Source organism: Cypionkella psychrotolerans (assembly GCF_001294535.1).
Classification (GTDB): Bacteria; Pseudomonadota; Alphaproteobacteria; order Rhodobacterales; family Rhodobacteraceae; genus Cypionkella; species Cypionkella psychrotolerans.
This window is the reverse complement of the sequence record NZ_LGIC01000088.1, coordinates 1-25981: the sequence shown is the minus strand read 5'-3', so window position 1 is coordinate 25981 and position 25981 is coordinate 1. Positions and strand designations below refer to the sequence as shown.

30 protein-coding genes, 1 tRNA gene and 1 pseudogene are annotated in these 25981 nt (G+C 60.6%); 15 read left to right on the top strand and 17 right to left on the bottom strand.

Annotated elements, in window-relative coordinates:
• Positions 1-80: 80 nt before the first annotated feature.
• Complete coding sequence (locus tag AKV04_RS22715; RefSeq protein WP_054008694.1) at positions 81-1718, bottom strand: extracellular solute-binding protein; 1638 nt, start codon at positions 1716-1718, stop codon at positions 81-83.
• Between the two features lie 267 nt (positions 1719-1985).
• Here AKV04_RS22715 and AKV04_RS22710 point away from each other — a divergent pair, with 267 nt between their 5' ends.
• The 3 genes from AKV04_RS22710 to AKV04_RS22700 are packed head-to-tail and all read left to right on the top strand — an operon-like array spanning position 1986 to position 4476.
• Positions 1986-3038, top strand: a complete 1053-nt coding sequence (locus tag AKV04_RS22710) for an ABC transporter ATP-binding protein (RefSeq protein WP_054008693.1) — start codon at positions 1986-1988, stop codon at positions 3036-3038.
• A 45-nt stretch (positions 3039-3083) separates the two neighbouring features.
• On the top strand, positions 3084-3539 hold the full coding sequence (locus AKV04_RS22705) for an RbsD/FucU family protein (protein ID WP_054008692.1): 456 nt from the start codon (positions 3084-3086) through the stop codon (positions 3537-3539).
• Between the two features lies 1 nt (position 3540).
• On the top strand, positions 3541-4476 hold the full coding sequence (locus tag AKV04_RS22700) for a ribokinase (RefSeq protein WP_054008691.1): 936 nt from the start codon (positions 3541-3543) through the stop codon (positions 4474-4476).
• 225 nt (positions 4477-4701) lie between these two features.
• On the opposite strand, the gene AKV04_RS22695 is transcribed toward AKV04_RS22700, so the two are convergent.
• Genes AKV04_RS22695 through AKV04_RS22680 form a run of 4 tightly spaced genes read right to left on the bottom strand, consistent with a single transcriptional unit; the run spans position 4702 to position 8631 of the window.
• Positions 4702-5250 (bottom strand): phosphoheptose isomerase family protein, encoded by a 549-nt coding sequence (locus AKV04_RS22695; RefSeq protein WP_202905672.1) that lies wholly within the window; start codon positions 5248-5250, stop codon positions 4702-4704.
• Positions 5247-6740, bottom strand: a complete 1494-nt coding sequence (locus AKV04_RS22690; RefSeq protein ID WP_054008690.1) for an FGGY-family carbohydrate kinase — start codon at positions 6738-6740, stop codon at positions 5247-5249. The genes AKV04_RS22695 and AKV04_RS22690 overlap by 4 nt, the downstream gene beginning before the upstream one ends.
• Positions 6737-7822, bottom strand: coding sequence for a M42 family metallopeptidase (locus AKV04_RS22685; RefSeq protein WP_235815743.1), 1086 nt, complete (start codon positions 7820-7822; stop codon positions 6737-6739). Before AKV04_RS22685 ends, AKV04_RS22690 begins: the two co-directional genes overlap by 4 nt.
• Entirely contained in the window at positions 7822-8631 is an 810-nt protein-coding gene (locus tag AKV04_RS22680) for a BtpA/SgcQ family protein (RefSeq protein ID WP_054008688.1), read from the bottom strand. The genes AKV04_RS22685 and AKV04_RS22680 overlap by 1 nt, the downstream gene beginning before the upstream one ends.
• 93 nt (positions 8632-8724) lie before the next feature.
• Between AKV04_RS22680 and AKV04_RS22675 the strand changes: the two genes are divergently transcribed.
• Positions 8725-9744 (top strand): aldo/keto reductase, encoded by a 1020-nt coding sequence (locus AKV04_RS22675; protein ID WP_054008814.1) that lies wholly within the window; start codon positions 8725-8727, stop codon positions 9742-9744.
• 112 nt (positions 9745-9856) lie between these two features.
• Here AKV04_RS22675 and AKV04_RS22670 read toward each other — a convergent pair whose 3' ends face one another.
• Positions 9857-10588, bottom strand: a complete 732-nt coding sequence (locus AKV04_RS22670; RefSeq protein ID WP_054008687.1) for a GntR family transcriptional regulator — start codon at positions 10586-10588, stop codon at positions 9857-9859.
• Positions 10589-10640: 52 nt separating this feature from the next.
• On the opposite strand from AKV04_RS22670, the gene AKV04_RS22665 reads away from it, so the two are divergent.
• Positions 10641-12164 carry a UxaA family hydrolase gene (locus tag AKV04_RS22665; protein ID WP_054008686.1) on the top strand — a complete coding sequence of 508 codons (1524 nt, stop codon included), beginning with the start codon at positions 10641-10643 and terminating at the stop codon, positions 12162-12164.
• A gap of 122 nt (positions 12165-12286) precedes the next feature.
• Here the strand turns inward: AKV04_RS22665 and AKV04_RS22660 are convergent, their stop codons facing one another.
• Positions 12287-13660 (bottom strand): phosphohexomutase domain-containing protein, encoded by a 1374-nt coding sequence (locus AKV04_RS22660; protein WP_054008685.1) that lies wholly within the window; start codon positions 13658-13660, stop codon positions 12287-12289.
• A gap of 128 nt (positions 13661-13788) precedes the next feature.
• Between AKV04_RS22660 and hisB the strand changes: the two genes are divergently transcribed.
• The 3 genes from hisB to AKV04_RS22645 all read left to right on the top strand — a co-directional run bounded on the left by hisB (position 13789) and on the right by AKV04_RS22645 (position 16013).
• On the top strand, positions 13789-14376 hold the full coding sequence (hisB, locus tag AKV04_RS22655) for an imidazoleglycerol-phosphate dehydratase HisB (protein WP_054008684.1): 588 nt from the start codon (positions 13789-13791) through the stop codon (positions 14374-14376).
• A gap of 89 nt (positions 14377-14465) precedes the next feature.
• Complete coding sequence (gene hisH, locus AKV04_RS22650; protein WP_054008683.1) at positions 14466-15104, top strand: imidazole glycerol phosphate synthase subunit HisH; 639 nt, start codon at positions 14466-14468, stop codon at positions 15102-15104.
• Between the two features lie 3 nt (positions 15105-15107).
• Entirely contained in the window at positions 15108-16013 is a 906-nt protein-coding gene (locus AKV04_RS22645; protein WP_054008682.1) for a glutaminase, read from the top strand.
• Between the two features lie 152 nt (positions 16014-16165).
• Here AKV04_RS22645 and AKV04_RS22640 read toward each other — a convergent pair whose 3' ends face one another.
• The 3 genes from AKV04_RS22640 to hisA all read right to left on the bottom strand — a co-directional run bounded on the left by AKV04_RS22640 (position 16166) and on the right by hisA (position 18045).
• Positions 16166-16474 (bottom strand): phosphoribosyl-ATP diphosphatase, encoded by a 309-nt coding sequence (locus tag AKV04_RS22640; RefSeq protein WP_054008681.1) that lies wholly within the window; start codon positions 16472-16474, stop codon positions 16166-16168.
• Positions 16471-17232: an imidazole glycerol phosphate synthase subunit HisF gene (gene hisF, locus AKV04_RS22635; protein ID WP_054008680.1), complete on the bottom strand. Its 762-nt coding sequence runs from the start codon at positions 17230-17232 to the stop codon at positions 16471-16473. Before hisF ends, AKV04_RS22640 begins: the two co-directional genes overlap by 4 nt.
• Positions 17233-17325: 93 nt before the next feature.
• Positions 17326-18045 carry a 1-(5-phosphoribosyl)-5-[(5-phosphoribosylamino)methylideneamino]imidazole-4-carboxamide isomerase gene (gene hisA, locus AKV04_RS22630; RefSeq protein ID WP_054008679.1) on the bottom strand — a complete coding sequence of 240 codons (720 nt, stop codon included), beginning with the start codon at positions 18043-18045 and terminating at the stop codon, positions 17326-17328.
• Between the two features lie 132 nt (positions 18046-18177).
• Here hisA and AKV04_RS22625 point away from each other — a divergent pair, with 132 nt between their 5' ends.
• From AKV04_RS22625 to AKV04_RS22615, 3 genes are all read left to right on the top strand, one after another.
• Positions 18178-18570, top strand: coding sequence for a DUF2147 domain-containing protein (locus AKV04_RS22625; protein ID WP_054008678.1), 393 nt, complete (start codon positions 18178-18180; stop codon positions 18568-18570).
• Between the two features lie 79 nt (positions 18571-18649).
• On the top strand, positions 18650-19522 hold the full coding sequence (locus tag AKV04_RS22620; protein WP_054008677.1) for a DMT family transporter: 873 nt from the start codon (positions 18650-18652) through the stop codon (positions 19520-19522).
• Positions 19513-19767 carry an Ada metal-binding domain-containing protein gene (locus tag AKV04_RS22615; protein ID WP_054008676.1) on the top strand — a complete coding sequence of 85 codons (255 nt, stop codon included), beginning with the start codon at positions 19513-19515 and terminating at the stop codon, positions 19765-19767. The genes AKV04_RS22620 and AKV04_RS22615 overlap by 10 nt, the downstream gene beginning before the upstream one ends.
• Before the next feature lie 34 nt (positions 19768-19801).
• Here AKV04_RS22615 and AKV04_RS22610 read toward each other — a convergent pair whose 3' ends face one another.
• Entirely contained in the window at positions 19802-20236 is a 435-nt protein-coding gene (locus AKV04_RS22610) for a CoA-binding protein (protein ID WP_054008675.1), read from the bottom strand.
• A gap of 303 nt (positions 20237-20539) precedes the next feature.
• Positions 20540-21325 carry a 23S rRNA (guanosine(2251)-2'-O)-methyltransferase RlmB gene (gene rlmB / locus AKV04_RS22605; RefSeq protein ID WP_054008674.1) on the bottom strand — a complete coding sequence of 262 codons (786 nt, stop codon included), beginning with the start codon at positions 21323-21325 and terminating at the stop codon, positions 20540-20542.
• 131 nt (positions 21326-21456) lie between these two features.
• Between rlmB and AKV04_RS22600 the strand changes: the two genes are divergently transcribed.
• Together AKV04_RS22600 and AKV04_RS22595 are read left to right on the top strand one after the other, a co-directional pair.
• Positions 21457-21540 (top strand) — tRNA-Tyr (locus tag AKV04_RS22600).
• An 82-nt stretch (positions 21541-21622) separates the two neighbouring features.
• On the top strand, positions 21623-22942 hold the full coding sequence (locus AKV04_RS22595) for a tyrosine-type recombinase/integrase (RefSeq protein WP_328287165.1): 1320 nt from the start codon (positions 21623-21625) through the stop codon (positions 22940-22942).
• Here AKV04_RS22595 and AKV04_RS22590 read toward each other — a convergent pair.
• From AKV04_RS22590 to AKV04_RS26365, 5 genes are all read right to left on the bottom strand, one after another.
• Positions 22924-23121 carry a hypothetical protein gene (locus AKV04_RS22590; RefSeq protein WP_054008673.1) on the bottom strand — a complete coding sequence of 66 codons (198 nt, stop codon included), beginning with the start codon at positions 23119-23121 and terminating at the stop codon, positions 22924-22926. The genes AKV04_RS22595 and AKV04_RS22590 overlap by 19 nt on opposite strands.
• A 111-nt stretch (positions 23122-23232) precedes the next feature.
• Complete coding sequence (locus AKV04_RS22585) at positions 23233-23514, bottom strand: hypothetical protein (protein WP_054008672.1); 282 nt, start codon at positions 23512-23514, stop codon at positions 23233-23235.
• Positions 23511-24116 (bottom strand): hypothetical protein, encoded by a 606-nt coding sequence (locus AKV04_RS22580; RefSeq protein ID WP_156317773.1) that lies wholly within the window; start codon positions 24114-24116, stop codon positions 23511-23513. Before AKV04_RS22580 ends, AKV04_RS22585 begins: the two co-directional genes overlap by 4 nt.
• A gap of 22 nt (positions 24117-24138) precedes the next feature.
• The gene (locus AKV04_RS22575) at positions 24139-24684 is read right to left on the bottom strand and encodes a hypothetical protein (protein ID WP_054008670.1); all 546 of its coding nucleotides are present in this window, start codon (positions 24682-24684) and stop codon (positions 24139-24141) included.
• A gap of 100 nt (positions 24685-24784) precedes the next feature.
• Complete coding sequence (locus AKV04_RS26365; RefSeq protein WP_156317771.1) at positions 24785-24955, bottom strand: hypothetical protein; 171 nt, start codon at positions 24953-24955, stop codon at positions 24785-24787.
• Positions 24956-25172: 217 nt separating this feature from the next.
• On the opposite strand from AKV04_RS26365, the gene AKV04_RS26360 reads away from it, so the two are divergent.
• Positions 25173-25373, top strand: a complete 201-nt coding sequence (locus tag AKV04_RS26360; RefSeq protein WP_156317769.1) for a hypothetical protein — start codon at positions 25173-25175, stop codon at positions 25371-25373.
• A gap of 53 nt (positions 25374-25426) precedes the next feature.
• A pseudogene (locus AKV04_RS27370) lies at positions 25427-25981 on the top strand (transposase); the annotation flags it as partial.

The window sequence follows — 25981 nt, the reverse complement described above, 5'->3', positions numbered from 1 at the left end:
CTCAGTCATGCCAGCATAAGGTTAAAAATCCCTATGCGATTATCGTAGGGTGAGGGTTTCACCCCACCACCACGCCGAAATCACATCCCCAAGCTGGCCTTATACAGCGCAATCTGGCTGTCACGGCCGATCTGGTCGGTGATTTTCTCCCAAGCCGCCGCAATCGCATCAGCGGTTTCCTGTGCCGATTTGTATTGGCCGGAATAGCCCTTGGCGAGTTCATCCTCGGCGACCGAATAGTATTGGAAGATGCCGGGGATACGCGGTTCAATCGCGGCGTTGGGGTGGTTATAGCTGTCAAGGTTCGAGCCGAGGTAATCCTCGATGAACGCCTTGTCATAGCCTGCGGCCACCCATTCGTCGTATTGGAACTGGCTGTTGCGGTAGGGTTGGAAGCCCGAAGGATAGGCCGCCATCCACAGCGAAATATCCTTGCCACCCAGATGCGCCGCCGCCGACCACGCCGCCTTGCGCTTTTTCTCATCCGCCGAGACGCGGTTGGTCACATAGACGCCCCAACCGAGGAAGGCCATGTTCGGCGACTCGTTATAGGTCTCCTCCCAAGCCGAGGTTTTGGCGTTATAGACCTTGTCGGAACCGCGGTTGATGCCAAAGCCCACCACGTCACCGACCACCGAAGTATCCGACGTGCGCGCGTTGGACCCCACATCGCCCCACCACATCAGGCTGGACCCGGTGCCGGCAAGGAATTGCGAGAACGCTGTAGTGCCCGGATCGGCGTTGATCTGGTCTGCCGGATAAGCACCCGGGGTTGCGATCAGGTCCATCACGTCTTGAATGGCCTGCACCCAACCCGGATTGTTGACGCGCGGTTTCATCGTTTCAGGATCGAACAGCCAAGCCGGATCGGACGGATGCTTCACATAAGCCGCCGCGCGGTTCTCAAGGAAGTAGAAGCCAAAGCCGCCCCAGCCCTTCAACGGGTCCAGATAGCCAATCGCTGGCTGCCCGGTCAGCGGATCGGTCTTGCCGACGATCGCCTTGGAATAGGCGTTGACCTCTTGCCAGGTCTTCGGCGGCTCAGCCATGCCAGAAATAGCGCCCTCACCGAAATAATCGGTCCGATAGGCGAAGGTATGGCAGTCACCGTCGATCGAGATCCGGTAGGTCTTGCCATCCCATGTCCCAACCGGAGCCTTCAGGTAGTTCACATAATCATCCATGTCGATCTGGGTCTTGACCCAATCCGGCATCTCATCCAGCAGGCCTTTGCTGGCGGTATCGCCCTCCAGCGGCGCACCCATCGCGAGAATGTCGAAATCGACCGTTCCGGTGGCGATACTTTGCTGCAGACGCGGGTTATAATCAGCCTGCGCAAGGTCAATCCAGTTGATCTTGGCGCCAGTGTAAGCCTCCCAGCCCTTCAACAGGCCCCGGAACAGGATGTTGTGCAAGCCGTTGTTATTGATGCCGAAGAACGCCAGCTCGACGCCTGCAAACTCGCCCTCGGCCACATTGGCCTTGGTCTCAGCCAGACACATCTCGCCGACCTTCTGCCAATCCGCATCGGTGGGCGAGCCTTTGCCCACACCCGGAATTTGCAAAATCTGTGCGCGCACCGAATCTTGTGCCATGGCGGGGCCATAGCCCATCACCTTCGGCATCACCGCGAGTGCGGTCAGCGCCGTCGCCCCTTGCAACATGCGACGGCGGCTGAGCGTGGCCTGAACTGCGGCCTGATAAAGTTCTACTTTCAAGACGTCTCCTCCCTTTTTGCCCTTGCGCGGTCAAAGACCGCCGAGCTGTTATCTGTCGAAACTTTGGAACCGCTAAACTTTTGGAACCCGGTGGCCCGTCCGGCACACCCTGCATGCAGGCCTCCCCTCCCACCGCAAACACCTTCCTTGGCCTTAGCTTGGCCTGTGGCAATGCCCCTGTCAAGATTCTAACATGTTAGTATGATCAGCAGATAGACAGCGCCCCCCGGCGTGACTATTCTTGCGGCAACAACGAGGGGGAACCACATGGCTGAAGTCACAATCCGCGATCTGCGCAAGGCTTATGGCGGGGTGCAGGTGATTCATGGCCTGAACTTGGATATCAAGGATGGCGAGTTCGTGGTGCTCGTCGGCCCCTCCGGCTGCGGCAAGTCCACGCTTTTACGCATGCTAGCGGGGCTGGAGGAGATTTCGGCAGGCGATATCAGCATCGGCACCGCCCGCGTCAACAACCTGCCGCCGTCCGAGCGCGACATCGCCATGGTGTTCCAGAACTACGCGCTTTACCCGCATAAAACCGTCGCCGCCAACATGGGCTTTGCGCTGAAAATGCGCGGTATGGAGGCCGGTGCGATTCGCCAGAAGGTCGAGCGGGCGGGCGAAATTCTTGGCCTCACCCCCTATCTCGACCGCTTCCCACGCGCGCTTTCGGGTGGGCAGCGCCAGCGTGTCGCCATGGGCCGCGCCATCGTGCGTGACCCCAAAGTGTTCCTGTTTGACGAGCCGCTCTCCAACCTCGACGCCAAACTGCGGGTGCAAATGCGGACCGAGATCAAAGAACTGCACCAGCGCCTGAAAACCACCACTGTCTATGTGACCCACGATCAGATCGAAGCGATGACCATGGCCGATAAAATCGTCGTCATGCAGGGCGGCCGCATCGAACAAGTCGGCGCACCCTTGGAACTTTACGACCGTCCCGCCAATATCTTCGTCGCCTCTTTCATCGGCTCACCCTCGATGAACCTGATCGACGGTGTGGTGAAAGGCGGCATGGTTGATGTGGACGGCGCGCGACTGGCTTTGCCGCCCGGATCGACCGCGACCGAGGGCCAAAAGATCGTCTACGGTGTGCGTCCCGAGACCTTCACCGCAGGCAGTGAAGGTCTGAAAGGCACCATCGCCGTGGTGGAACCCACAGGCTCAGAAACCCATGTCGTCGTGCGAACCCCAAGCCGCGAAGTCACCGCCGTATTCCGCGAGCGTGTCAGCTTCCGCCCCGGCGAAAGCATCACCCTCGCCCCCGACGCCACCCAATCGCATATCTTCGACAAAGCCAGCGGGCAAAGGCTGGCTTGACCCTTCGCGGAAATCCAGCACATTAGCCGCAAAAGGGAGGGCACCATGCTCAAAGGAATTGACCCGCGCTTGAACGCGGAAGTGCTGCATTGCCTGCGCGCGATGGGCCACGGCGATGTGCTGATCTTGGCTGATACCAATTTCCCGTCGGATTCGGTGGCCCGCGCCACGGTCACGGGCAAACTGCTCAGGATGGAAAACCTTACCTGCGCCGAAGCGGCCCAAGCGATCCTCTCGGTCTATCCGCTCGACACTTTCGTGGCCGATTTCGCGGGCCGCATGGAAGTCGTAGGCAGCCCCGATGAAATCCCCGCGGTGCAAGCCGAGGTCCAAGCCGAAATCAACGCCGCCGAAGGCTCTGATCGCCCGATGATCTCCATCGAGCGTTTCGCCTTCTACGACATCGCCCGCGAGGCCTATGCGGTGATCCAAACCGGAGAGCGCCGCTTCTACGGCTGCTTCATGTTCCGTAAAGGCGTGATCCCGCCAGAGGTCAAATGAGATGAATAAAGCCGCAAAACCGATTGTTATCCTTGGCATTTTCGTTGCCGACACCGCCTATCGCGCCGCCCGTCAGCCCAAAATGGGCGAGACGATCTTGGGCAATTCCTTCGTCTTGGGGCCGGGCGGAAAAGGCTCCAACCAAGCCGTCGCTGCCGCGATGGCGGGCGGTAAAACCCATTTCATCACCCGCCTCGGCGATGACGCCTTCGCCGAAATCGCGCGCTCCACCTGGGCGAAGGCGGGCGTGATCCCGGAAGTAAAAATCGACGCCGAAAGCTACACCGGGGCGGCCTATATCTTCATCGAAGAAGCCACTGGCAACAACGCCATCATCGTATCCCCCGGTGCCGCTGGCCGCGTCTCGGTGCAAGACGTTGAAGAAAAAGCCGATCTGATCCGCTCTGCCGCGATCTTCGTGACGCAGTTGGAACAACCGATCCCCGCCGCCAAACGCGCGCTGGAAATCGCCCGTGCCGCTGGCGTCACCACCATCCTCAACCCCGCCCCCGCAGCGACCTTGGGCGATGACATTCTGGCCCTCTGCGATTACGTCACCCCGAATGAAACCGAGACCGAGGCCCTGACGGGGCTCCCTGTGACAACGATTTCCGAAGCGGAAATCGCGGCCGACGCTTTGCTGGGCCGCGGCGTCGGTGCCGTGGTGATGACTCTCGGTGACAAAGGCGCGCTCTACCGCGACCGCACCCGCTCCGTCCACGTCCCCGTGATGTCGGCAGGCAAAGTCGTGGAAACCACCGGCGCAGGCGACGCCTTCAACGGCGGCTTTGCAGTCGCCCTGTCAGAAGGCCGCGACATGGTGGAAGCGGTGCGTTTCGGCTGCGCCACGGCAGGGATTTCGGTCACCCGCGCAGGCACAGCCCCTTCGATGCCGTCCCGCGCCGAGATCGACGCACTGCTGGCGAAAAACGCCTGATCCTTTGGCTGGCGCAGGAGCGCGCCGCGCGGGAGTATTTCAAAAAGAGCAATGCAAAGAACCCATATTTGCTCTTTTTGAAATACTCCCCCCGGAGGGTCCACCACCTATCAAAGCCGATCCGACTTGAAATCTGCCCCCCGGAGCACAGGTTAACGAAGGGTGAATAACACCACTCTAACCTATTGATTTCCCTAAGATGCCGACACTGTCCACGCGTGGACATCACTCCATATTGGTATGCCGCGCCCGCATCGCTTCCGCAGCCTCACCTTTCATCTGCCGCAGCCGCAGCACCATAATTTCAAACACCAAAAACATCGCCCCCTCAAACAGCGACCCCATCGGCAGCACCGAATCCCCGCCTACATCCCGCGCCATCGTCTGCGCCGGAATCACCAAAACCTGATCCGCCAGCGCGAGCGAGGCCCCCGAAGCCTCCGCTGTCACCATCAAAACCCCCGCCCCAGCCGCCCGCGCCACTCCCGCCAAAGCCGTGACAGTCGATAGCTCCCCCGGCCCACAAGCGGCGAAAAACAAATCCCCCACCCCCAAAGGCGGCGCGGTCAGGTCGCCCTGCATCGAGACCGCCACCCCGAGATGATACAGCCGCATCGCCAGCGCCCGCATCATCAGCCCCTCACGCCCGCAGCCATAGAGCATCACCCGGCGCGCGCCCAAAATCCGCGCGCAAGCCGCCTCCACCGCCACCTGATTCACCCGATCCGCCACCGCCGCCAATTCCGCCAGCGCCCCCCGCATCAAGTCCTTCACGCCCCGCCCCCCAATTCCTGCGCAATATCGCGAGTTTGCTGATAGAGCCGCTTCCACAACGGATATTGCCGCGCATAGACCGCTTCGGCCAAAGGCTGCACCACCCGCGCAACCGGGTTCCACTCAGCGATTTCCTCCGGCAACACTCGCCCCACCGCCACCGCCGCTAAAAACGCATCGCCATAACTCGCGCCGATGGTCTTTTCCGCCACAATCTGCGGCACCCCGCCCAGATCGGAGGTGGCCTGCATCCAGACCGCATTCTTGGTGCCACCGCCGACCGCGAGCACCCGCACAGGTTCCGCCCCCAATTCGCGACACACCTCCATCACATGCGCCGTCCCCGACGCGATCCCCTCCAACACCGCGCGGAACAGATCGCCTCGGCTATGAGTCAGGTTTAGCCCAAAGAACGCCCCCACCGCCTGCGGATCATGAATCGGCGTGCGTTCCCCTGAGAAATACGGCAGGCACAGCAGCCCCTTCGCCCCTTTCGGGCTGGCCGCCGCCTCGCGCGCCAAAATCCCAAACGCCCTCTCACCCAAGTCGCGGGCAAACTGATCGCGAAACCAATGCGTCAGTGTGCCCGAGGTAGCTAACCCCGCCATCGACGCGTGCTGGCCGGGATAAAGCCACGGCGCGTACCACATCCGAGGGTCGCGCACTGGAAGCGCCGTGAGTTGGATGATGAAGATGGTCGAGCCATACATCATCATCATTTCGCCCGGGTCTTTCACCCCCACCGAAACCGCCTCTGCCGCCGCATCAATCGTGCCAACTGTCACCGGCGTCCCCACGGCCAACCCGGTTTCCGCCGCCGCTTGCGCCGTCACATGGCCCGCAATTTCGGTGCTCCACGCAAGACGCGGCAGGCGGTTCAACGGCAGGATATCGGCGGCGAGTTCATCCGTCCAAGCCAAGCGGTTCACATCATACAGTGGCGAGAAATTCGCCGCCGTATAATGGTCGATCACATAGTCCCCGGTCAGCTTCCATGTCAGATATGGCGTCGCCGACAGCACCATCGCGGTTTGGGCGTAAATCTCGGGGCGCTCTTGTTTCAGCCACAAAATCTTCGGCCCCACCGATTGCGAGGTCAGTGCATTGCCGCAGCGCGCCATGATCAGATCAGCACCAATCTTTTCGGTCAGCTCGGTGATCTGCGCCGCCGCCCGCGTGTCCACGCCGTAGAGCACGCCATTCATCAAAGGCTTGCCTGACGCGTCCACCGGCAGCATACAGGGGCCAATGGCCGAGCAGGCCACCGCCACAATGTCTTCAGGTTTTACCTGAGATTCTACCAACAACACCTTGGTAACAAAAACAAAATCACCCCACCAATCTTCTTCAGCGCGATGCTCCGCCCAGCCAGACTGCGGCACCAGCATTTTATGCGACCGCGTGGCTTGTGCGACGATGACACCCGAGGCATCTACCAGCACGCCTTTGGTCTCAAACGTGCCAATGTCGACGCCGAGGGTGTAGCTCATCGCGGCCTCCGGCTCAGATCAAAGCCCGGACCAATCTGCGACAAAGCTTGTTCCAACAAGTCGACCATCCCCGAAAGATCAGCCATATCCAGCACTTCCAGAGCGGAGTGACTGTAACGCATCGGAAATCCCACATCCAAACAGGCAACCCCTTCGGTCCCCATGAACTGAATATAAGACAGATCGGTCAGCGCCCCGGTATGGGCCGAGCGTTGCAGCGGCAGTCCGCGCGCCTCGGCCGCAGCCTCGAACAGCTTCACCAATGCTGGATGCGGAATAACCCCGTTCAAGGTGCCGCGTCCGTGGAAAGAATACAGCGAAATTCCCGGCCCTCCGCCCAAAGTCACTTCGCCGCGCTGGGTCATATCCGGGGTGTCACAGGCCAGCAGCAGATCAATCTGCAGGGCAATATCCGGCGCGCAGGCGGTCGCCGCAGGCAACACGCCGCGCAGGTTGTATTCCTCTTGCACCGACCAGACCAGATGCACCGTCGGGCCTGATTTCCGCCCCACCAGACGTCGCCCCAGATCAATCAGCGCCGCACAGCCCGCGCGATCATCGACCGAGGTGCCCGCCAAACGCTCGCCCGCGAGGTCAATCACGCGCGGCAGATAGACCACCGGGCAGCCAATTTTCACCCCTGCCGCCTCGGCTTCGGCACGGCTGGCGAAACCCGCATCGACGTAAAGTTCCGCATAGGGCACCACCCGGTATTTTTCGTCCGGTGTCGTGGCGTGGTGGCTTTTGTTGGCAATCAGCCCCGGCAGATCGCCCTGTTCGGTGCAGATCAGCACCGCCTGCGCGGCCAAAGCGCGTTCCGGCACTCCGCCCAATCTCTCCAGCCGGATCAGGCCAGACTCCTCGACCTTGCGGATAATAAAGCCCAACTGATCCATATGGGTGAACACCATCACCGAGGGTGCCTCCGGATCACCCGGCAAGGTCGCGATCAGATTGCCCAAACGGTCGCTGCGATGCGCGATCCCCAAGCCATCGAGATGCCGCCCGATGCAGCCCGCCACCCGCTCCTCATAGCCCGACAGACCGGGGACCAGCATCAATTCGGTCAAAAGCGCCCGCATCATGCCCCCCGCACCGCGCGCACGCGGTCCATGAAATCCCGCGCCCGCGCAGGGTCCACCGCCGCCCAAGTATCGCCGCCCTGCTTCAACGCCGAGCCGACGATGCAACCATCCGCCACCCGCAGCACCTCTGCCACGGTGTCATGCTTGACGCCCGTATTCGCGAGCACGGGCGTATTGGGCAATACCCGCTTCACCGCCTCCAGATCGACCATCTTCGCAGCTTCGCCAGTGATCGCTCCCGACACCAGCACCGCGTCGGGGATCGAAGAAAACACCGCCGAACGCGCCCGATCCGGCAAGCTGCGCGGATCCAAAGATCCAGCGAACTCTGCCGAAACGTTATACAATTTCGCCACACCGCCCGCGCCAATCCGCTGACCATAGCGCAAAGCCGCCCCGGCATCCGGTGCCCAAACCCCCATATCGCTGGCATAAGTGCCGGTGAAAATCTCCCGCACGAAAGCCGCCCCCGTCGCCGCCGCCAAAGCCATCGTCGCCATCGGGTCCCACAAAACATTCACCCCAAACGGCACCGTGATCTGGCTGTGCAGGCGGCCTATCACATAGCCCATCGTCACCGTGCTGGCCTGATCGACCTTCAATTCATAGGGTCGGTCATTCTCATTGCCAAACATCACCGCATCAAAGCCCGCCGCCTGCAGCGCCGCCAAATCCGCCAAGGCCCCGGCGATGATCCCCTCCACCCCGGCCTCGGGATCATGCAGCGGCGTTCCTGGCATTGCCCCCAGATGCACCATCGCAATCACCGGCTTCTTCGCCCCAAACACCTGCGCAAAGCGTGTCATAAAAACCCTCCCGTTTTGCAAAGGCTAGCGCGAAAGCCATTGGCCGGGAAGGCAGAACATACTAGCATGTCAGTGAAAATTGAGGGGACGAAGATGCGGATCAGACACTGGGATCGTTTGGGCAATGGCGGGTTGAACTTCACCGAACTAGGCTTTGGTGCCGCGCCAATCGGCAACCTCTACCGCGCGATTTCCGAAGCCGACGCCCAAGCCGTGCTGACCCGCGCTTGGGAGGCTGGCGTGCGCTACTTCGACACCGCACCCCTATACGGTCTGGGCCTGTCCGAGACCCGGCTGAACCATTTCCTGCGCAGCAAGCCCCGTGACAGCTATGTTATCTCAACCAAAATCGGCCGCCATCTGCGCCCCTGCCCGCCCGATCAGCGTGACGGTATGGGCAAATGGTTCGAGGTGCCCGCGCGCAATGAGGTCTACGATTACAGCTATGACGGCGTGATGCGCTCGCTTGACGCCTCGCTCGAACGCACGGGACTGGACCGCATCGACGTGCTCTACGCCCATGATCTCGACGTCACCAACCATCGCTCGCAATCCGGTCTTGACGCCAAACTGTCCGAGTTCATGTCCGGCGGCTACCGCGCCCTGATCGAATTGCGTGACCAAGGCGTGATCAAAGCCTTCGGCGCGGGCGTCAACGAATGGCAACCCTGCCAATGGCTGCTCGAGCGCGGCGATTTCGACCTGTTCCTGCTCGCGGGCCGCTATACGCTGCTCGAACAAGCCCCCCTCGCGAGCTTCCTGCCGCTCGCCACAAAACGCGGCGTCGGTATCATCATCGGAGGCCCCTACAACTCCGGCATCCTCGCCACCGGGCCAAAACCCGGCGCGTTCTATAACTACGACCCCGCGCCAGACCACATTCTCGCCCGCGTCACCGCCCTGCAAGCCGCCTGCCAAACCCATGGCGTCCGCCTCGTCGATGCCGCCTTTCAGTTTCCTTTGCTCCATCCAGCGGTGATCTCAAACATCCCCGGCGGTCAGGGTGTGGCCGAAATGGACAGCAACGTCACCGCAGCACAGACCGAGATTCCGCCCGCTCTCTGGGCCGATCTGAAGGCACAAGGCCTGCTGCACCCGGACGCTCCGGTTTGACTAAAATCTACCTAAAAACTTCATCCTCTATGCACAAATATCCCGCGGGGAAAGCGGCCCTGCGCCACGCGGGGGGGTGCCCCCGGTCCCACGCCCGCAGCGAGATCGCGCGTTAAGGATTAAACAACTCCGGGTGGCTGCGCTCCAATGGCTCCAGATAGGTCACCAATTTCCGCAAATGCAGCCGCATCGCCGCCCGCGCTGCCTGCGGATCACGCGCCTCCAATGCCGACAGAATCGCGCGGTGCTCTTCCAAAGTCGCCGCCACCCTCCCATCCACCGGCAGCACCAACCGCCGCGCGCGTTCGACATGCACCCAAGCGGTTTCTGCCACCGCCGACAGCTTGCGAAAGCCGGTAAAGCTGCGGATCAACTCGTGCATCTCGCCATCGAGTTGATAAAACCCCGGAAAATCGCCATCGGCCAGCAGCGCCGCCTGCACGGTGATATTGCGCCGCAAGGTCACCAACTGCTCATCGCTTATGCTGTCGGCCACCAGCTCGATCGCCTGCAACTCAATCGCCTCACGCAGAAACGCGCCCTCGCGGATTTCGGCCATCGAGAATCGCGCCACATAGGTGCCCGCTTGCGGCACCACATCGACCAGCCCTTCCCCCGCCAGCCGCGCCACCGCATCCGACACCGGGCTGCGCGACACCCCCAATTCCGCGCAAATCTCGGGCTTGCGCAGAATTTCACCGGGGCGGTAACTCAGCGATAAAATCGCCTGCCGCAGCGTTTGATAGACCTTCGCGCCCAGCGATCCAGAGAACGCTTCAAGCGGTTGCAAGCGGGGATTATCCGCGATCGGGTCTTGTGAGAAGGCGTCATCGAGCTGTAACATGCTAACATGTTAGCCGAGCCAAGCCTCGGGATCAAGCAAAGGCGACAGCAAAATGTTACAAAGCAATCAAAGTGTGATACGGTTAAATCCAGCCGATAATCTGGTGATCGCCTTGGTCGATCTGCCCGCAGGGGCGCAGCCGGGCGGGCTGGAGATTGCCACCACCCAAGCGATTCCCCGTGGCCACAAAATCGCCACCCGCCCGATTGCTGCGGGCGAGCAGGTGATCCGCTACGGCCAGATCATCGGTCAAGCCTTGGTCGATATCCCCCCCGGCGCGCATATTCACAGCCACAATCTCGGCATGGGGCCACATACCGACGATTACGCCATCGGCAGCGAAAGCCACCCGCTGCCCGCTTTGCCGCCGCGTGAATTCTTGGGCTACCACCGCGCCGATGGCCAAGTCGGCACCCGCAATTACATCGGCATCCTCACCTCGGTGAACTGCTCCGGCTCGGTCGCCCGCTTTATCGCCGAAGCCGCCGAGAAAGACCCGGTGCTGTCGGCAATGCCGAATATCGACGGCTTTGTGCCCATCGTGCACAATACCGGATGTGGCATGTCTGGCGTGAATGAGGGCTACGACACCCTGATGCGCACCCTTAAAGGCTACGCCCGCAACGCCAATTTCGGCGGCATCCTGCTGGTGGGGTTGGGCTGCGAAGTGATGCAGGTGCCAGACCTCGTCGGCCAAGGCCGCCTGCGCCCCGATGGCAATTTCCGCTACATGACCATCCAGCAAACCGGCGGCACCCGCGCCACGATTGCCGCGGGACTGAAGGTTCTGCGCGAGATGGCCGAGGTCGCCAGCCATACCGGCCGCGCCCCTGCGCCAGTCTCCAAGCTGATCATCGGGTTGCAATGCGGCGGCTCGGACGGTTATTCCGGCATCACCGCCAATCCGGCACTTGGACATATGTCCGACTTGCTGGTGCAGATGGGCGGCACTACAATCCTGTCAGAAACCCCCGAGATTTACGGTGCCGAACACCTGCTGACCCGCCGCGCCGTCTCGAAAGAGGTTGGCGAGAAACTGCTGGAACGCATCCAGTGGTGGGAAGATTACACCGCCCGCAACGGCGGCGAGATGGACAACAACCCTTCCCCCGGCAACAAAAAGGGCGGCTTGACCACGATCCTGGAGAAATCCCTCGGCGCCGTCGCCAAAGGCGGCACAGCCCCCCTCGTCGGCGTCTATAAATTCGCCGAACCGATCACCACCCCCGGCTTCACCTATATGGACAGCCCCGGCTATGATCCCTGTTCCGTCACCGGACAAATCGCCTCCGGGGCCACGATGATCATCTTCACCACCGGACGCGGCTCAGTCTCCGGCTATAAACCCAGCCCCTGCATCAAGCTTGCGACCAACAGTGAAATGTATGCCCGCATGGCCGAAGATATGGACATCAACTGCGGCGACATCCTCACAAACGGTGTGAGCATCGCCGCGAAAGGTGCTGAAATCCTTGAGAAAGTCATCGCTGTGGCGTCAGGACAGCGCACCTTCTCGGAAGACCTCGGCTTTGGTGGGGCCGAGTTCGTGCCATGGCAAATCGGTGCGGTGATGTAACAAGAAAGAGCCTCTGGCGGGAGTATTTAAGAAAGAGAAAATCCCTTCGGGGCTTTCATCTTGGCCCAAATATCCAGTCCGGAATGCTAAAGCATTCCGGCTAGCCGGAGGCATCCGGCATCTCAGCCCACCGACCCGATCAAAGCCGAAATCTCCGCCACGGCCTTTTCTACCAGATCCAGCCGCCCGTGCGATTCCACGTTCAGCCGCAGCAACGGCTCGGTGTTGGAAGACCGCAAATTGAACCGCCAATCGCCAAACTCCAGCGACAACCCGTCGATATCCTGCCGCCCGACCGCTTGCGGCGCATAAACCGCCTCGATCCGCGCCACCGTGGCCTTGGCGTCCTTGACCCGAAAGTTGATCTCACCCGAAGACGGAAACGCCGCCCGCCGCGCCGCCAGCAGATCGGCGAGCGAAAGCCCCGACCGCCCCATCAGCTCCGCCACCAACAGCCACGGGATCATCCCAGAATCGCAGGCCATGAAATCGCGGAAATAGTGGTGCGCCGACATCTCGCCGCCATAAATCGCCCCGGTATCGCGCAACGCCTGCTTCAGAAACGCGTGCCCTGTCGGTGCCGCTACCGTGGTCCCGCCCGCCCGCGCCACCACATCCTGCGTGTTCCAGATCACCCGCGGGTCATGGATGATCACGGCCCCCGGCTCTTTCGCCAAAAACACTTCCGCCAACAACCCGACGAGATATTCCCCGGCCACAAAGCCACCGCTCGCATCGAACAAGAAGCAACGGTCGAAATCGCCATCCCAAGCCACGCCCATATCCGCCCCCGCCGCAACGACCGCCGCCGCCGTCACCGGTTGGTTTTCCGGCAACAACGGGTTCGGGATGCCGTTCGGAAAACTGCCGTCCGGCTGATGATGCATTCGCACAAACTCCAGCGGAGCCCCCGCCGCCGCCAAAGCCTCAGCAATCGCATCAAACGTCGGCCCCGCCGCGCCATTGCCCGCGTTCACCACGATCTTCAAAGGTCGCAGCGCGCCCACATCAACAAACGACAACACGCGCTCGACAAACCCCGCCCGAGTCCCGCTAGCATCGACCACACGCCCCGCAGGCAACGCCTCAGCAAATGCCCCGCTCTCCGCCAAAGCCTTGATCCGCGCCAGCCCAGTCGCAGCATCCAACGGCGCAGACCCCCGCCGCACCATCTTCATGCCATTGTAATCCATCGGATTGTGCGAGGCCGTCACCTCGATGCCACCATCCGCCTCCAGCGCCGTGGTGGCAAAATACATCTCCTCGGTGCCGCACAGGCCCAGATCCATCACCTCGCCCCCCGCCGCCACCAGCCCCTCGGCCACAGCCTGCGCCAGTTCCGCCGAGGACGCCCGGCAATCCTGCCCCAGCACCACGCGCTTTGCCCCCAAGCCCTCGGCAAACGCCCGTCCGATCCGCCGCGCAATATCTGCATTTAGCTCGTCGCCGAGCTTGCCGCGAATGTCATAGGCCTTGAAGCAGGTATAAGTTGTCATGTCTCACCAGATTGCCGCCAAATATCCGCGCCACAATAGGCGGCCTGCGCCAAAGGTCCAGCAGCCAAAGCCTTTCCAAACCGCCCCCCCCGCCCTATAAGGCCGCAACCCTGACACCGGAGCCGCCGATGCGCACAGCCGAGATCACCCGCAACACCAATGAGACCAAGATCGAAGTCGCCATCAACCTCGACGGTTCCGGCCAAGCCAAGATCAAAACCGGCGTCGGCTTCTTCGACCACATGCTCGATCAACTCGCCCGCCATTCGCTGATCGACCTCACCGTTCAGGCCACGGGCGATCTGCACATCGACGATCACCATACCGTCGAAGACGTCGGCATCGCCCTCGGCCAAGCCCTGACCCGCGCTTTGGGCGACAAGAAAGGCATACGCCGCTACGGCCATTTCCAGCTGGCGATGGACGACACCCAAGTCGCCTGCGCGTTAGACCTCTCCGCACGCCCCTTCCTCGTCTGGAATATCGCCTTCACCGCCGCCAAAATCGGCACGTTTGACACCGAACTGGTGCGCGAATTCTTCCAAGCCCTCGCCACCCACGGCGGCATCACCCTGCATGTCGATCTGATCCACGGCATCAACAGCCACCACATCGCCGAAGCCGCCTTCAAATCCGTCGCGCGGGCCTTACGCGAAGCCGTCGAACCCGACCCCCGCATGGCAGGCGTCCTGCCTTCCACCAAAGGCGCACTCTAGCCCCTGCTTTTTGCCGCTCAACCCATCCTCTGCGCTCAAATATCCCCGCCGGAGGCATCCGACGCCCCAGCAACCCAAGGCCCGTCAAAATGCTCACCGTCCTCGTAGACTACGATTCCGGCAACCTGCACTCGGCTGAAAAGGCGTTCCAACGCATGGCGCTGGAAACCGATGCGGGCGAAGTGCTGGTCTCCTCCCGCCCCGAGGATGTCGCCCGCGCCGACCGGATCGTGCTGCCTGGTGACGGCGCCTTCCCCGCCTGCCGCCGCGCCTTGGGCACTTACGGCGGGCTGTTTGAGGCCATTGAGGAAGCCGTCACACGCCGCGCCCGTCCGTTCTTGGGCATCTGTGTCGGCATGCAGATGATGGCCACATGGGGCCGCGAATACGAAGACACCAAGGGCTTCGCGTGGATTCCGGGCGAAGTGGTGAAAATCACCCCCAGCGATCCGAGCCTAAAGGTCCCGCATATGGGCTGGAACGACCTGATCATCGACCACCCGCACCCGGTGCTCGAAGGAATCAAAACCGGCGACCACGCCTATTTCGTCCACTCCTACCATTTCCGCGTTGAAAACCCCGGCGAACGACTCGCCCATGTTGATTACGCGGGCGACATCACCGCGATCATCGGCCGCGACACCATGCTGGGGATGCAGTTCCACCCCGAGAAAAGCCAAGCCACTGGCCTGCGCCTGATCGGCAATTTCCTGCGCTGGAAGCCGTAAGTGATGCAGGCTCTGCTCGACCAGATCGCCGCCGAGATGCACGATGCCACAGATCGCGGCACAGTCGCCAACTACATCCCCGAACTGGCGAAAATCGACCCGCAGCAATTTGGCATCGCGGTGGCATTGCCTTCAGGCGAAACCCTCACCGCAGGCGACGCCGCGACACCGTTCTCGATCCAGTCAATCTCCAAGGTCTTCACCCTCGCCATCGCCTTGGGGCGCTTGGGCGATCAAATCTGGACGCGGGTTGGCCGCGAGCCATCTGGCCTCGCCTTCAACTCGATCCTGCAGTTGGAGCAAGAAAACGGCATCCCGCGCAATCCGTTCGTCAACGCCGGGGCCATCGCCGTCACCGATGCTATTCTGCAAGGTCGCCAACCGCGCGAAGTTCTGGCTGAACTCCTCCGTTTCATCCAAGCCGCCGCCGAGGATGAAACGATCAGCATCAACAAAGCGGTGGCGGCCTCCGAACAAGCCACCGCGCATCGCAACATCGCCCTCGCCTCGTTCATGGCCGCGATGGGCAATCTGCGCAATCCAACCGCGCTTGCCATCGGCACCTATGTCCACCAATGCGCGGTTGAGATGACCACCGCCCAACTCGCCCGCGCGGGCCGCTTCCTGCTCGGTGCGCCCGGTTGCCCTCGCCTCGTCTCAATCGCCCGCATCCGCCGCATCAACGCGTTGATGATGACCTGCGGCCACTACGACGCCTCGGGCGAATTCGCCTATCGCGTCGGCCTTCCCGGCAAATCCGGGGTCGGCGGCGGTATTCTGGCGATCGCCCCCGGCAAAGCCTCAATCGCGGTCTGGTCGCCGGGTCTGAACGACTATGGCAACTCCAAACTCGGCTCCATCGCGGTGGAAAAACTGGCGCGCGGCATGGGTTGGTCGGTATTCGGCTAAACCCGCAACCCCCTTAACAATTTCATCTTGGCCTAAATATCCCCGCCGGAGGCTCCACCACCTCACCCAGCGCAATCGTTAAAAATCTCTAAATCGAAAATACAACGCATTGATATTGTTCAATACCCCTCACGGTCCCAACTCGGGACCACCTACCGAGCCGCCTTCTCCACAATCCCCGAAACCCCCTCGCGCCGCTCCAATTCCGCCAGAACATCCCCCAACGAAACGTCCCGCGCCGCCAACATCACCAGCAAATGATAGACCACATCCGCCGCCTCCGAGGTCAGCTTGACGCGGTCCCCCTTCACCGCCTCAATAATCGCCTCAATGGCTTCTTCCCCGAACTTCTCAGCGCATTTCTCCGGTCCCTTGGCCAGCAATTTCGCTGTCCAAGAACTCTCCGGGTCCGCCGATCTGCGGGTTAAAATCGTCTCGCTCAACCGCTCCAGCGCGCTCATGCCAACCTCATCGGAATACCCGCCGCAGCCATGTACTGCTTCGCCTCGCCAATCGAAAACTCGCCGAAATGAAAGATCGACGCCGCCAGCACTGCCGAAGCACCGCCCTTGGTGACACCCTCCACCAGATGCTCCAATGTCCCCACTCCGCCCGAGGCAATCACCGGCACCGTGACCGCATCCGACACCGCCCGCGTCAGGCCCAGATTGAACCCCGCCCGCGTGCCATCGCGGTCCATCGAGGTCAGCAGGATTTCCCCCGCCCCCTTCGCCACCACCAACCGCGCAAATTCCACCGCATCAATCCCGGTGGCGTTACGCCCGCCATGGGTGAAAATCTCCCATTTGCCGGGGCTGACGGTCTTGGCATCAATCGCCACCACGATGCACTGCGACCCAAACCGATCCGCCGCCTCGGCCACCACATCCGGGTTCGCCACCGCTGCCGAGTTGAACGACACCTTATCCGCCCCCGCCAACAGCAACGCCCGCACGTCTTCATGCGTGCGCACCCCGCCGCCCACGGTCAGCGGCATGAAGCAAGCCTCAGCCGTCCGCGTCACCAGATCAAACATGGTGCCGCGATTTTCGTGCGTCGCGTGGATGTCGAGAAAACACAGCTCATCCGCCCCCGCCGCATCATAGGCGCGCGCGGCTTCCACCGGATCGCCCGCGTCGCGCAGGGAGACAAAATTCACCCCCTTGACCACGCGGCCATCGGCGACATCAAGGCAGGGGATCAGGCGGGTTTTCAGCATGATTTGACCTTATCGCTTGCGACGGCGCGGCGAAAGGGGGCTCGCTCCCTCGGCTTCGCCTCACCCTGAGGATATTTGAGCACAGAGGATGACCTAGTGGCTCAGAACCTTCAGCGCGGCGGTCAGATCAATCGCCCCGTCATACAGCGCCCGCCCCGAGATCGCACCCGCGATAACACCCGTATCACGCAAAGCGATCAAGTCCTCCATCCGGCTGACGCCCCCGCTCGCGATCACCGGGATGCTGACGGCCCGTGCTAAAGCCTCGGTCGCCTCGATGTTCGGGCCCTGCATCGCGCCGTCACGGTCGATGTCGGTGTAGATGATCGCAGCGACGCCAGCATCTTCAAAACTGCGGGCGAGGTCAGTGACTTTCACTGTGGTTTCGACCGCCCAGCCTTTGGTCGCCACGAAGCCTTTGCGGGCGTCGATCCCCACCGCAACCTGACCGGGGAACGCCTTTGCCGCCACACGCACCAGCGCCGGATTTTCCACCGCCACCGTGCCCAAAATCACCCTCGACAGGCCCTTTTCCAGCCACATCGCAATCGTCGCCATGTCGCGGATACCGCCGCCCAACTGCGCAGGCACGCGCACGCGGGCCAAGATCGCCTCAACCGCCGCCGCATTGACCGGAGCCCCGGCAAACGCGCCGTTCAGATCGACCAGATGCAGCCATGCGCAGCCCGCGTCCTGAAACTTCAGCGCCTGCGCCGCCGGGTCATCGCCAAACACCGTGGCCTCTGACATCTCACCGCGCAGCAGCCGCACGCATTGGCCGTCTTTCAGATCAATCGCCGGGTATAGGATCATCACAGCCTCCGTATCTCTGCCGCAGGCTTTAGGGTGCTCGGACGCGATTGCCAAGACCCGCGCGACCCCACGTCAGTGTTGATTTGCCCAAGATTGCGCGCAAACCTGTGAAAGACCTTGAGGGAGGAAACCATGCTGAAGAAACTGATACTCGCCGCCACGCTGACCTTTGGCGCAAGCGCGGCTTTCGCCGACCCGGTGGAGGGGATTTGGAAAACCAAGCCCGATGACAATGGCAATTTCGGTTATGTGCAGATCAAGCCCTGTGGCGCGACGTTTTGTGGCACGTTGATCAAGGCGTTTGGCGCGGATGGCAAAGAAAAAGCCAGTGAGAACGTCGGCAAGAAGATCGTCTGGGATATGGTCGCCTACTCGGACGGGCTTTACGACGATGGCCAGATCTGGTCGCCGGACCGCGACAAGACCTATAATTCGGACATGATGCTGGCGGGTAACAAGCTGGCGGTGCGGGGTTGCGTGTTCGGGATTTGCCGCGATGGCGGCACTTGGACCCGGGTGAAGTAGCTGCGGAAGAAATAGCATAAAGCGGGTCGCTTTTCTGGGGCGGTCCGGTTTATCTGGCGACCTGTGAAGGGAGCCTGCAATGTCCGCTAAAGATTGGTTTCGTCTGGCGATCCTGTCCCTGCTGTGGGGCGGGTCGTTTTTCTTTGTGGCGATCGCACTGCACGGCCTGCCGACGTTGAGTGTCGTGTGGGGGCGGGTTGGGCTTGGCACCGGCTTTCTCGCGCTGGCTTTGTGGGTCAGTGGCACAGCGTTTCCGAAAGGCGTTCCGGTGTGGCGGGCGCTTGCAGTGATGGGGCTGCTGAACAATGCGATCCCGTTCACGCTGTTTGTGCTGGCACAGGGGCGGATCAGTGGCGGGATGGCCTCGATCCTGAACGCCACCACGCCGCTCTGGGGCGTCCTGTTGGCGCATCTGTTGACCGATGAGAAGATCACTGTTCCGAAGGCCGCAGGGCTGGCTTGCGGCTTTGCCGGCGTGGTGGTGATGATGGGCGGGGCGGCTGTGGGCGATCTCTGGGCCAGTCTTGCTTGTCTGGGGGCGGCGTTTTCTTATGGGCTGGCGGGGATTTGGGGGCGGCGGTTTCGAAGCTTAGGGGTGCCGCCACTGGCGACGGCTTTCGGGCAGGTGATTTCGGCGGCGGTGCTGTTGCTGCCGATCTGGCTGGTGGTGGATCGACCGTGGAGCCTGCCGGTGCCGGGGCTTCCCGTCATCGCGGCTGTGCTGGCGATTGCGGCGTTTTCCACGGCGCTGGCCTATCTGATTTATTTCCGTCTGCTGGCGTCAGCCGGGCCGACCAATCTGATGCTGGTGACGTTTTTGGTGCCGGTGTCGGCTTGCCTGCTGGGGGCGGTGTTTCTAGGGGATGCGATCTCGGGGCGGCAGTTGGCCGGGTTTGGATTGATCGCGGCGGGATTGGTGGCATTGGATGGGCGGGTTTTGAAATGGCTTTGACGGGCGGATGCGAGGCTTTGGATCAGGACTGGCAGGATTTGCTGGGCAAGGTCGCGCGGGCGGGGTTTTATGGGGTGGCGAGCACCGGGATTTATTGTGATTTCGGCTGCCCCTCGCGCCCGCCGCTGCGGAAGAATTTGCGGGTTTTTGCAGCCGCAGAGCAGGCTGAGGCCGGCGGCTATCGGCGGTGCAAGCGCTGTGCGGCACGGGATGTCCACGCGTGGACAGAGGCTGCTCCTATATAAAATCAATAGGTTACGGTCGGGCGTTTACCGCTTGTTAAGATTTTCGCGCGATGCCGAGGCGGGGAATTTCGATGGCGGGGCAGCGGTTCATGATCGCTGTTACCCCGCGGGCTTCGGCGCGCTTGGCGGCCTCGGCATCTGTCACGCCTAGCTGCATCCAGACGGCTTTGAGGTTGGGAAAAGCTGCCAAAGCCTGATCCACCACCGCACCCGCTTCTTCCGAGCGGCGGAAGATATCGACCATATCCACACCGCCTTCGATCTCGGACAGGCTGGCACGGACCACTTCACCCAAGGCCACCTGTCCCGCCTGCCCCGGATTGACCGGGATCACCCGATAGCCCTGCTGCGCCAAAAACCGCGCCACGCCATGGCTCGGGCGGTCGGGGTTCGGCGACCAGCCAACGACGGCGATGGTCTGCACTGTGCTTAAGATATCGCGGATTTCGGCATCGGTGCTGTGCAGCATGGCAGGCTCCAGAGTGTAGGCTGTGAATAAAAAGACGTCCGGGGCACAGGATCAACCCGTGGGCCGGACGTCAAGGTGTGGAACGAGGGACAGTAAACAGGCACCGCGAGAGTTCCGGCTCGCGTCATGATGATATGGATACCACAGCGCCGGATTTAAGAGGCGGTCGCGCATTTGTGATGATGCAGCTGCGGCAAAGCCTGAGCGGCTAGCCCGCCGCTACGACGTTTCTTCGCTCCTTCGGAGCAAACTTCTACGCACCCAAGGATATTTACGCGCAGAGGATAACAATTTAGATAAAGTTTAGCGAGTGGCGGCAGCGTAGAGGCCCACCGCTGCTGCGTTCGAGACGTTGAGGCTGCCAAATTCCCCCACGAACGGAATGCGGGCGATCATATCGCAGGTTTCGCGGGTTTTCTCACGCAGGCCGGGGCCTTCGGCACCCAAGACCAAGGCGACGGGGCGCTTGCCGACGGAGGCCATCGCTTCGGACAACTCCACCGTGCCATCACCATCAAGGCCGACCAGAGTGTAACCCATGGCTTTCAGCTCAACCATCGCTTCGGCCAAGTTGGTGACTTTTAGGTAAGGCTGACGCTCCAAAGCGCCGCTGGCGGTTTTGGCCAAAGCACCGGTTTCCGGGGCGGAATGGTGGCGGGGGGCGACGACGGCACGCGCGCCAAACACCTCGGCCGAGCGCAGGATCGCGCCGACGTTATGCGGATCGGTGACGCGGTCCAGAAGCACGATCAGCGGCTCACCTGCCCCCGAAATCGCCACATCGGCCAGTTTGCCCCAGTTCAGCGCTTTGACTTCAAGTGCCGCGCCTTGGTGCACCGAGCCTTCGTCGATCGGCACCGAGAAACTGCGCGGATCGGAAAGTTCAGGCTCCATCTTGGCGAAAGCCACCGCTTCCTCCAACTTGTCGAGCGCGTTCTTGGTGACAACCAGACGGATTTTCTCGCGCGCGGGGTTCATCAGCGCGTCACGCACCGCGTGCAGGCCGAACAGCCAGACGGTTTCGCGCGCCTCAGCCCGGCGGTTGCGTTCTTTGTCCACAACCCAAGTTGGTTTTTTATCACCCGACATCGCGTATCAGCCCCATATCATGCGGTCGCGACAATGCGGGTTGCGCGGTTTGGGCGCAAGGCGAAAGCTTTCAGAAATCCCGCTTTCCGCCCTTGACGCCCGCTTGGGGCTTCGGTAATCACCGCCGCAGTGGGCGATATGCTGCAAGGTGCGGCAGCGGACTGTAACTCCGCCGAGGCGACTCATGCTTGGTTCGATTCCAAGATCGCCCACCAAATGATTTCAAGGACTTACGGCAGTTTTGCAAAAAACTGCCTTTTGTTTTGTTCAAAAGTGCTGCACATTTTACTACACAAAATGCTATGCGCTCAGCTTGGCTTTGAAGCGATTCCGGTGCATCATTCCAGCATGAACATCAAACAACGCGGCAAGATATACCAACTCGTGAAACGTGTTCCCCGGCGCTACCAGCCGGTAGAGGCGCGCGAAACCGTTTGGATAAGCCTTCACACCGACAGCGAGTCAGTTGCCAAGGCAAAAGCGCCAATGGCTTGGGCGCAGATGATCGAGGCTTGGGAAGCGCGATTGGCTGGTGACAGCACCGATGCCGAATCTCGGTTTGAGGCGGCTAAGGAACTCGCTGCCGTGCGTGGCTTTCGCTACATGCCAGCGGCCCGCGTTGCCAAGCTGGAACGCCATGAACTTTTGCAGCGGGTTGAAGCCGTGCAGACTCTTGGCAATGAACTTCACCTGATCGAAGCGGCGGCGGTCTTAGGCACCATAGCAGAACCGCCGATCAAGGTTTCCCGTGCGCTGGAACTGTTTTGGACGCTGGCGAAGGCCAAAACGCTCGGGAAGTCAGAAGCGCAGGTCAAAAAATGGAAAAGCCCGATCAAGCAGGCCATCCGCGACTTCATTGCCGTTGTCGGTGATAAGGCGATTGGCGAGATCAGCCGCGATGATGTCCGCGCGTTTCGCGACTGGTGGCTTGAACGGATCGAAACCGAAGATTTGAACCCTACCACCGTCAACAAGAATATGGATCACTTCGGCAAGGTGCTGAAACTGGTCAACGAAGAAAAGCGCCTCGGGCTTACGCTACCTCTTGGCGGGTTGCGCTTAGAGGAAGGCGAAAAGAACACCCGCCCGCCCTTCTCTCTGGACTGGATCAAAAACAAGCTGTTGAAACGTGGCGCGCTAGATGGGCTAGACGCCGAAGCGCGCGCAGTCTTGCTTGTCATGGTGAACACCGGCGCGCGGCCTTCGGAAATTTGCGCCCTGACCGCAAGCACGATCAATCTCAGTTCCAACGTGCCGTATATCAGCATTGAGCCGGATGGTCGGAAACTGAAAACCAAACATGCGCGGCGCAAGATACCGCTTGTCGGTGTCAGCCTAGAGGCGTTGCGCGCCTTCCCCGATGGCTTTCCGCGTTACCGGGAAAGCGAAGGGCTATCAAAAGCGATCAGTGACTATCTGACCGCGAACGGTCTGCGCGAAACAGCAGCGCATAGCCTCTATTCACTTCGGCACTCGTTTGAAGATCGCATGTTGAAAGTCGGTGTAGATGAACGGATACGGCGCGACCTTATGGGCCACCGGCTCACCCGCGAACGCTATGGTGAAGGCGCTGATCTGGAACACCTCCACACGCTAATTCAAGCCATAGCGCTGTGACGCGCTGCCACGGCTCGGGCGCGGCTGATCAGATCACCCTCGGCCTCAGCGAGTGCAATCTCTTGTTCCAGACGCGCGAAGATTGGCGAGAAAGCCGGGTCCACGATCACCAGCTTGGCGACTTTAGCGAGTGCTGCGCGTAGTCTTTGCAGATCGGACGGGGTGGCGGTTGCAGGCATTTTGATACTCAGGGTTGTTACCCTAAGTCTTTAGTGTCGCTGGCTGAATCTGTTTGTTGGGATGGGAAAGAAAAACGGGCATCCGAAGATGCCCGCTTGTCGTGGTAAGGGTTAGGCAGCGTCTGCGTGAACTTCGCGCATCAGTTCAGACATCAGCATTTCAGCAAGGTTGAGCGGGTCCATTCCACCAAGCTGGGTCGTCTTCTTCTTTGAACCGAAAGTAACGGTGATGGTGTCGCGCTTGATGGTAAATTTGCCCTCGAAGCCGATACGGACGATGGGGTGCCTGAAAATAATCCCGCCACTGTTGGGTTGTGCGCGCGGCCTGCCATCATAGAGGAAAAACGCGAAGGTATCCGCTGCGGCAACGGTCTGGCTGCTGGTGCTGCTCATGACGCGGCCGTTCCGGTCAGCTTGGCAACCTCAGCTTGCGCCTTTGCCAGCCGCTTGCGCTTATCGTAGCTATCCTTTTCCAGCCATGCGCGGTGGCGATCCGCCAGAACCCTCTCTGCAAAGGTCAGAGGCTTTTGTTCATCAAACCAAGCTGCGGTGAAGAGGCGATAGGGACACTGTAAACTGCTCCTCCTCTCACCAATGAGGAAGCGCAATTCTTGCTTCGTCAACTCGGGCCACGGGTCATATTCGTCACCTGCGATCTCGCGCATGATTTCATCCACAATGCACTCCATCGCATCATGCCCATCCAAGCCCAAGCCGTTGCGGATGTCAGAGGCGGACACACCCTTTACCACATCTGCGATGCCGTAAACAGGTGCAGGGGGGGCGTCGGGATCTTCGCGCCGATACTCAGCATCAGCGTCAGCGGCAGCCTGATTATAGGTGTCAAGATAGCCCTTGATACGCTCAACAAGCGACAAGGTTGCCGCCGGGGTAGTGGTCGTGGTAACATCAACAAGTGCGGTCATCTTTTTAATCCTTCTGTGGATGACGGTAGTTTTTGGACAGTGGCGGATGAGTTTGAGCGCCGCCGCCACTGTCCTTCTCTTTAGGCGTTTTTCAGCCCGTCACCTTCCATTGCGGGAAGGTCCAGCGAACCTGCTTTTCAAGCTGGTCCAGCATCTTTTGCAGCCTTGCAGCCTCTTTAAGCGCGGACTTCTTCGCTTCGGTATCCGACAGGTCGGAAGCCTCGATTTCTGCAAGGCGCTTCATGATCTCGCGCGTCTTGTAGCTCTGGACAGCCCCGGATAGCGCAACCGCCGCGTCCAAAAGGCAATCAATCATGACTTCCGCCCGGCCAAGCGAACCCTGCCCGGAAACAACAGACCGACGATCAAAGGGATCGTTGGGATCAAATGGGGCGGTCAGGCCATCGGTAGCGTGAGGCAGCACAAAGTCCTTCGGTCCACGATCATCCTTAAAATCCGGCGCGACGATGCCAGCCAAGGCAAGTGGAAGTTCAAACGCACTCCAATCTGCACCATAACCCCAGAACTCAAAGAAAGGCTCTTTGAAGGGTTCAGTAGTGTTCAGACTTTCTTGCGTCTCTTGTTTGCGCACGCGCTCCCTGTAACGACGTTGCTTGTCAGCCGGGGTAAGTGCCATTTGGTTCGCCTTGCTTTGGTATCGGTCACTTAATTGGTAACACGTTTAGTTACCATATGCAAGGATCAAATGCACCGGACAGCATATGACGTTACGTCAACTAAGCCACCAGCCGCACACCCTCCACAAAATCACCCCGGCAAACCTCGGGCAGCACGTCGGCGGCCCCAAGCACTTCGGCTAGGGCGCTGCGCCAGTCGCCTGACAAGGCGGCTTCGCGCAGATCAGGCAGAAGGCGGTCATAGGTGGCGTCGGGAATGAAGTTCGGCATCGGTTCGGTTCCTTGTGCTGTTCGATGCCTGAATCTAAACAGACCGGGAATCTGTGCGCAAGAGTCATTCTTCATAAATTTTTCAATTATATCAAATACTTATAGTGAATAAGCACTTACTTACCACTTGAACGGGATGGGCCGGAAACAGCTATCTAGCCACTTTCGGTGCAAGGCTTTTGGTGACAGAGTGAAGAACATGCACGTTGGAGATACCATGAAGCCGAAACTTTACCTCTGCCCGGTCGCCCTGCTTTTTCCACTTCTTGCTGCCTGCGTTACGCAGCAACACCAAGCCGTTGATCCTTCCGGTGCCACTGTTGAGCGAATTTTGGGTGCCGGTTACATGGAAGAATACCGACTTTCGGGGGCCGGTCTGGATTGTAGCGGCAAGATTCGCGCAAGCCAATTTGAATAGCCCCTAGATTTGTAGACGCCTTGCTTGGTAATTTTGGAAGCAAGGAGGACGATATGTCCACGAACAAATTCACAGATGAGTTCAAGCGCGATGCGGTCGCACAGGTCGAGGATCGGGGCTACCCGGTGCGCGAGGTGGCCGAGCGATTGGGGGTCAGCACCAAGTCGATCTACACATGGCAGAAGCAGTTTTCGCGGCCCGCAAAGGTGATCCAAGAGGTCGATGCGCAAGCTGATGAGATCCGCCGGTTGAAGCGAGATCTGCTGCGGGTCACGGAGGAACGGGACATCCTAAAAAAGGCGACCGCATACTTCGCCAGGGAATCCCGGTGAGGTATGCGTTTATCGCCGAACACCGGCCAATCTTTGCCGTCAGGGCTATGTGCCGGATGCTGGCCGTTCATCCGAGCGGCTTCTATGCATGGCTGCGTGAACCTTTTTGTCAGCGTGCGCTGGAGGATCAGCGCCAAACGGTGCTGTTGAAGCAGGCTTGGGATGACAGCGGCGAGGTCTATGGATACCGCAAGTTGCATGATGATCTGTGCGACATGGGCGAAGACATCAGCCCCAACAGGGCTTGGCGTTTGGCGCGTCTAGCAGGGATAAGGG

Coding starts and splice junctions, on each gene's coding strand:
- AKV04_RS22710 (WP_054008693.1), top strand. CDS start 1,986: ATGGCTGAAGTCACAATCCGCGATCTGCGCAAGGCTTATGGCGGGGTG.
- AKV04_RS22705 (WP_054008692.1), top strand. CDS start 3,084: ATGCTCAAAGGAATTGACCCGCGCTTGAACGCGGAAGTGCTGCATTGC.
- AKV04_RS22700 (WP_054008691.1), top strand. CDS start 3,541: ATGAATAAAGCCGCAAAACCGATTGTTATCCTTGGCATTTTCGTTGCC.
- AKV04_RS22690 (WP_054008690.1), bottom strand. CDS start 6,740: ATGAGCTACACCCTCGGCGTCGACATTGGCACGTTTGAGACCAAAGGC.
- AKV04_RS22685 (WP_235815743.1), bottom strand. CDS start 7,822: ATGCGGGCGCTTTTGACCGAATTGATGCTGGTCCCCGGTCTGTCGGGC.
- AKV04_RS22680 (WP_054008688.1), bottom strand. CDS start 8,631: ATGACACGCTTTGCGCAGGTGTTTGGGGCGAAGAAGCCGGTGATTGCG.
- AKV04_RS22675 (WP_054008814.1), top strand. CDS start 8,725: ATGCGGATCAGACACTGGGATCGTTTGGGCAATGGCGGGTTGAACTTC.
- AKV04_RS22670 (WP_054008687.1), bottom strand. CDS start 10,588: ATGTTACAGCTCGATGACGCCTTCTCACAAGACCCGATCGCGGATAAT.
- AKV04_RS22665 (WP_054008686.1), top strand. CDS start 10,641: ATGTTACAAAGCAATCAAAGTGTGATACGGTTAAATCCAGCCGATAAT.
- AKV04_RS22660 (WP_054008685.1), bottom strand. CDS start 13,660: ATGACAACTTATACCTGCTTCAAGGCCTATGACATTCGCGGCAAGCTC.
- hisB (WP_054008684.1), top strand. CDS start 13,789: ATGCGCACAGCCGAGATCACCCGCAACACCAATGAGACCAAGATCGAA.
- hisH (WP_054008683.1), top strand. CDS start 14,466: ATGCTCACCGTCCTCGTAGACTACGATTCCGGCAACCTGCACTCGGCT.
- AKV04_RS22645 (WP_054008682.1), top strand. CDS start 15,108: ATGCAGGCTCTGCTCGACCAGATCGCCGCCGAGATGCACGATGCCACA.
- AKV04_RS22640 (WP_054008681.1), bottom strand. CDS start 16,474: ATGAGCGCGCTGGAGCGGTTGAGCGAGACGATTTTAACCCGCAGATCG.
- hisF (WP_054008680.1), bottom strand. CDS start 17,232: ATGCTGAAAACCCGCCTGATCCCCTGCCTTGATGTCGCCGATGGCCGC.
- hisA (WP_054008679.1), bottom strand. CDS start 18,045: ATGATCCTATACCCGGCGATTGATCTGAAAGACGGCCAATGCGTGCGG.
- AKV04_RS22625 (WP_054008678.1), top strand. CDS start 18,178: ATGCTGAAGAAACTGATACTCGCCGCCACGCTGACCTTTGGCGCAAGC.
- AKV04_RS22620 (WP_054008677.1), top strand. CDS start 18,650: ATGTCCGCTAAAGATTGGTTTCGTCTGGCGATCCTGTCCCTGCTGTGG.
- AKV04_RS22615 (WP_054008676.1), top strand. CDS start 19,513: ATGGCTTTGACGGGCGGATGCGAGGCTTTGGATCAGGACTGGCAGGAT.
- AKV04_RS22610 (WP_054008675.1), bottom strand. CDS start 20,236: ATGCTGCACAGCACCGATGCCGAAATCCGCGATATCTTAAGCACAGTG.
- rlmB (WP_054008674.1), bottom strand. CDS start 21,325: ATGTCGGGTGATAAAAAACCAACTTGGGTTGTGGACAAAGAACGCAAC.
- AKV04_RS22595 (WP_328287165.1), top strand. CDS start 21,623: ATGCTATGCGCTCAGCTTGGCTTTGAAGCGATTCCGGTGCATCATTCC.
- AKV04_RS22590 (WP_054008673.1), bottom strand. CDS start 23,121: ATGCCTGCAACCGCCACCCCGTCCGATCTGCAAAGACTACGCGCAGCA.
- AKV04_RS22585 (WP_054008672.1), bottom strand. CDS start 23,514: ATGAGCAGCACCAGCAGCCAGACCGTTGCCGCAGCGGATACCTTCGCG.
- AKV04_RS22575 (WP_054008670.1), bottom strand. CDS start 24,684: ATGGCACTTACCCCGGCTGACAAGCAACGTCGTTACAGGGAGCGCGTG.
- AKV04_RS26365 (WP_156317771.1), bottom strand. CDS start 24,955: ATGCCGAACTTCATTCCCGACGCCACCTATGACCGCCTTCTGCCTGAT.
- AKV04_RS26360 (WP_156317769.1), top strand. CDS start 25,173: ATGAAGCCGAAACTTTACCTCTGCCCGGTCGCCCTGCTTTTTCCACTT.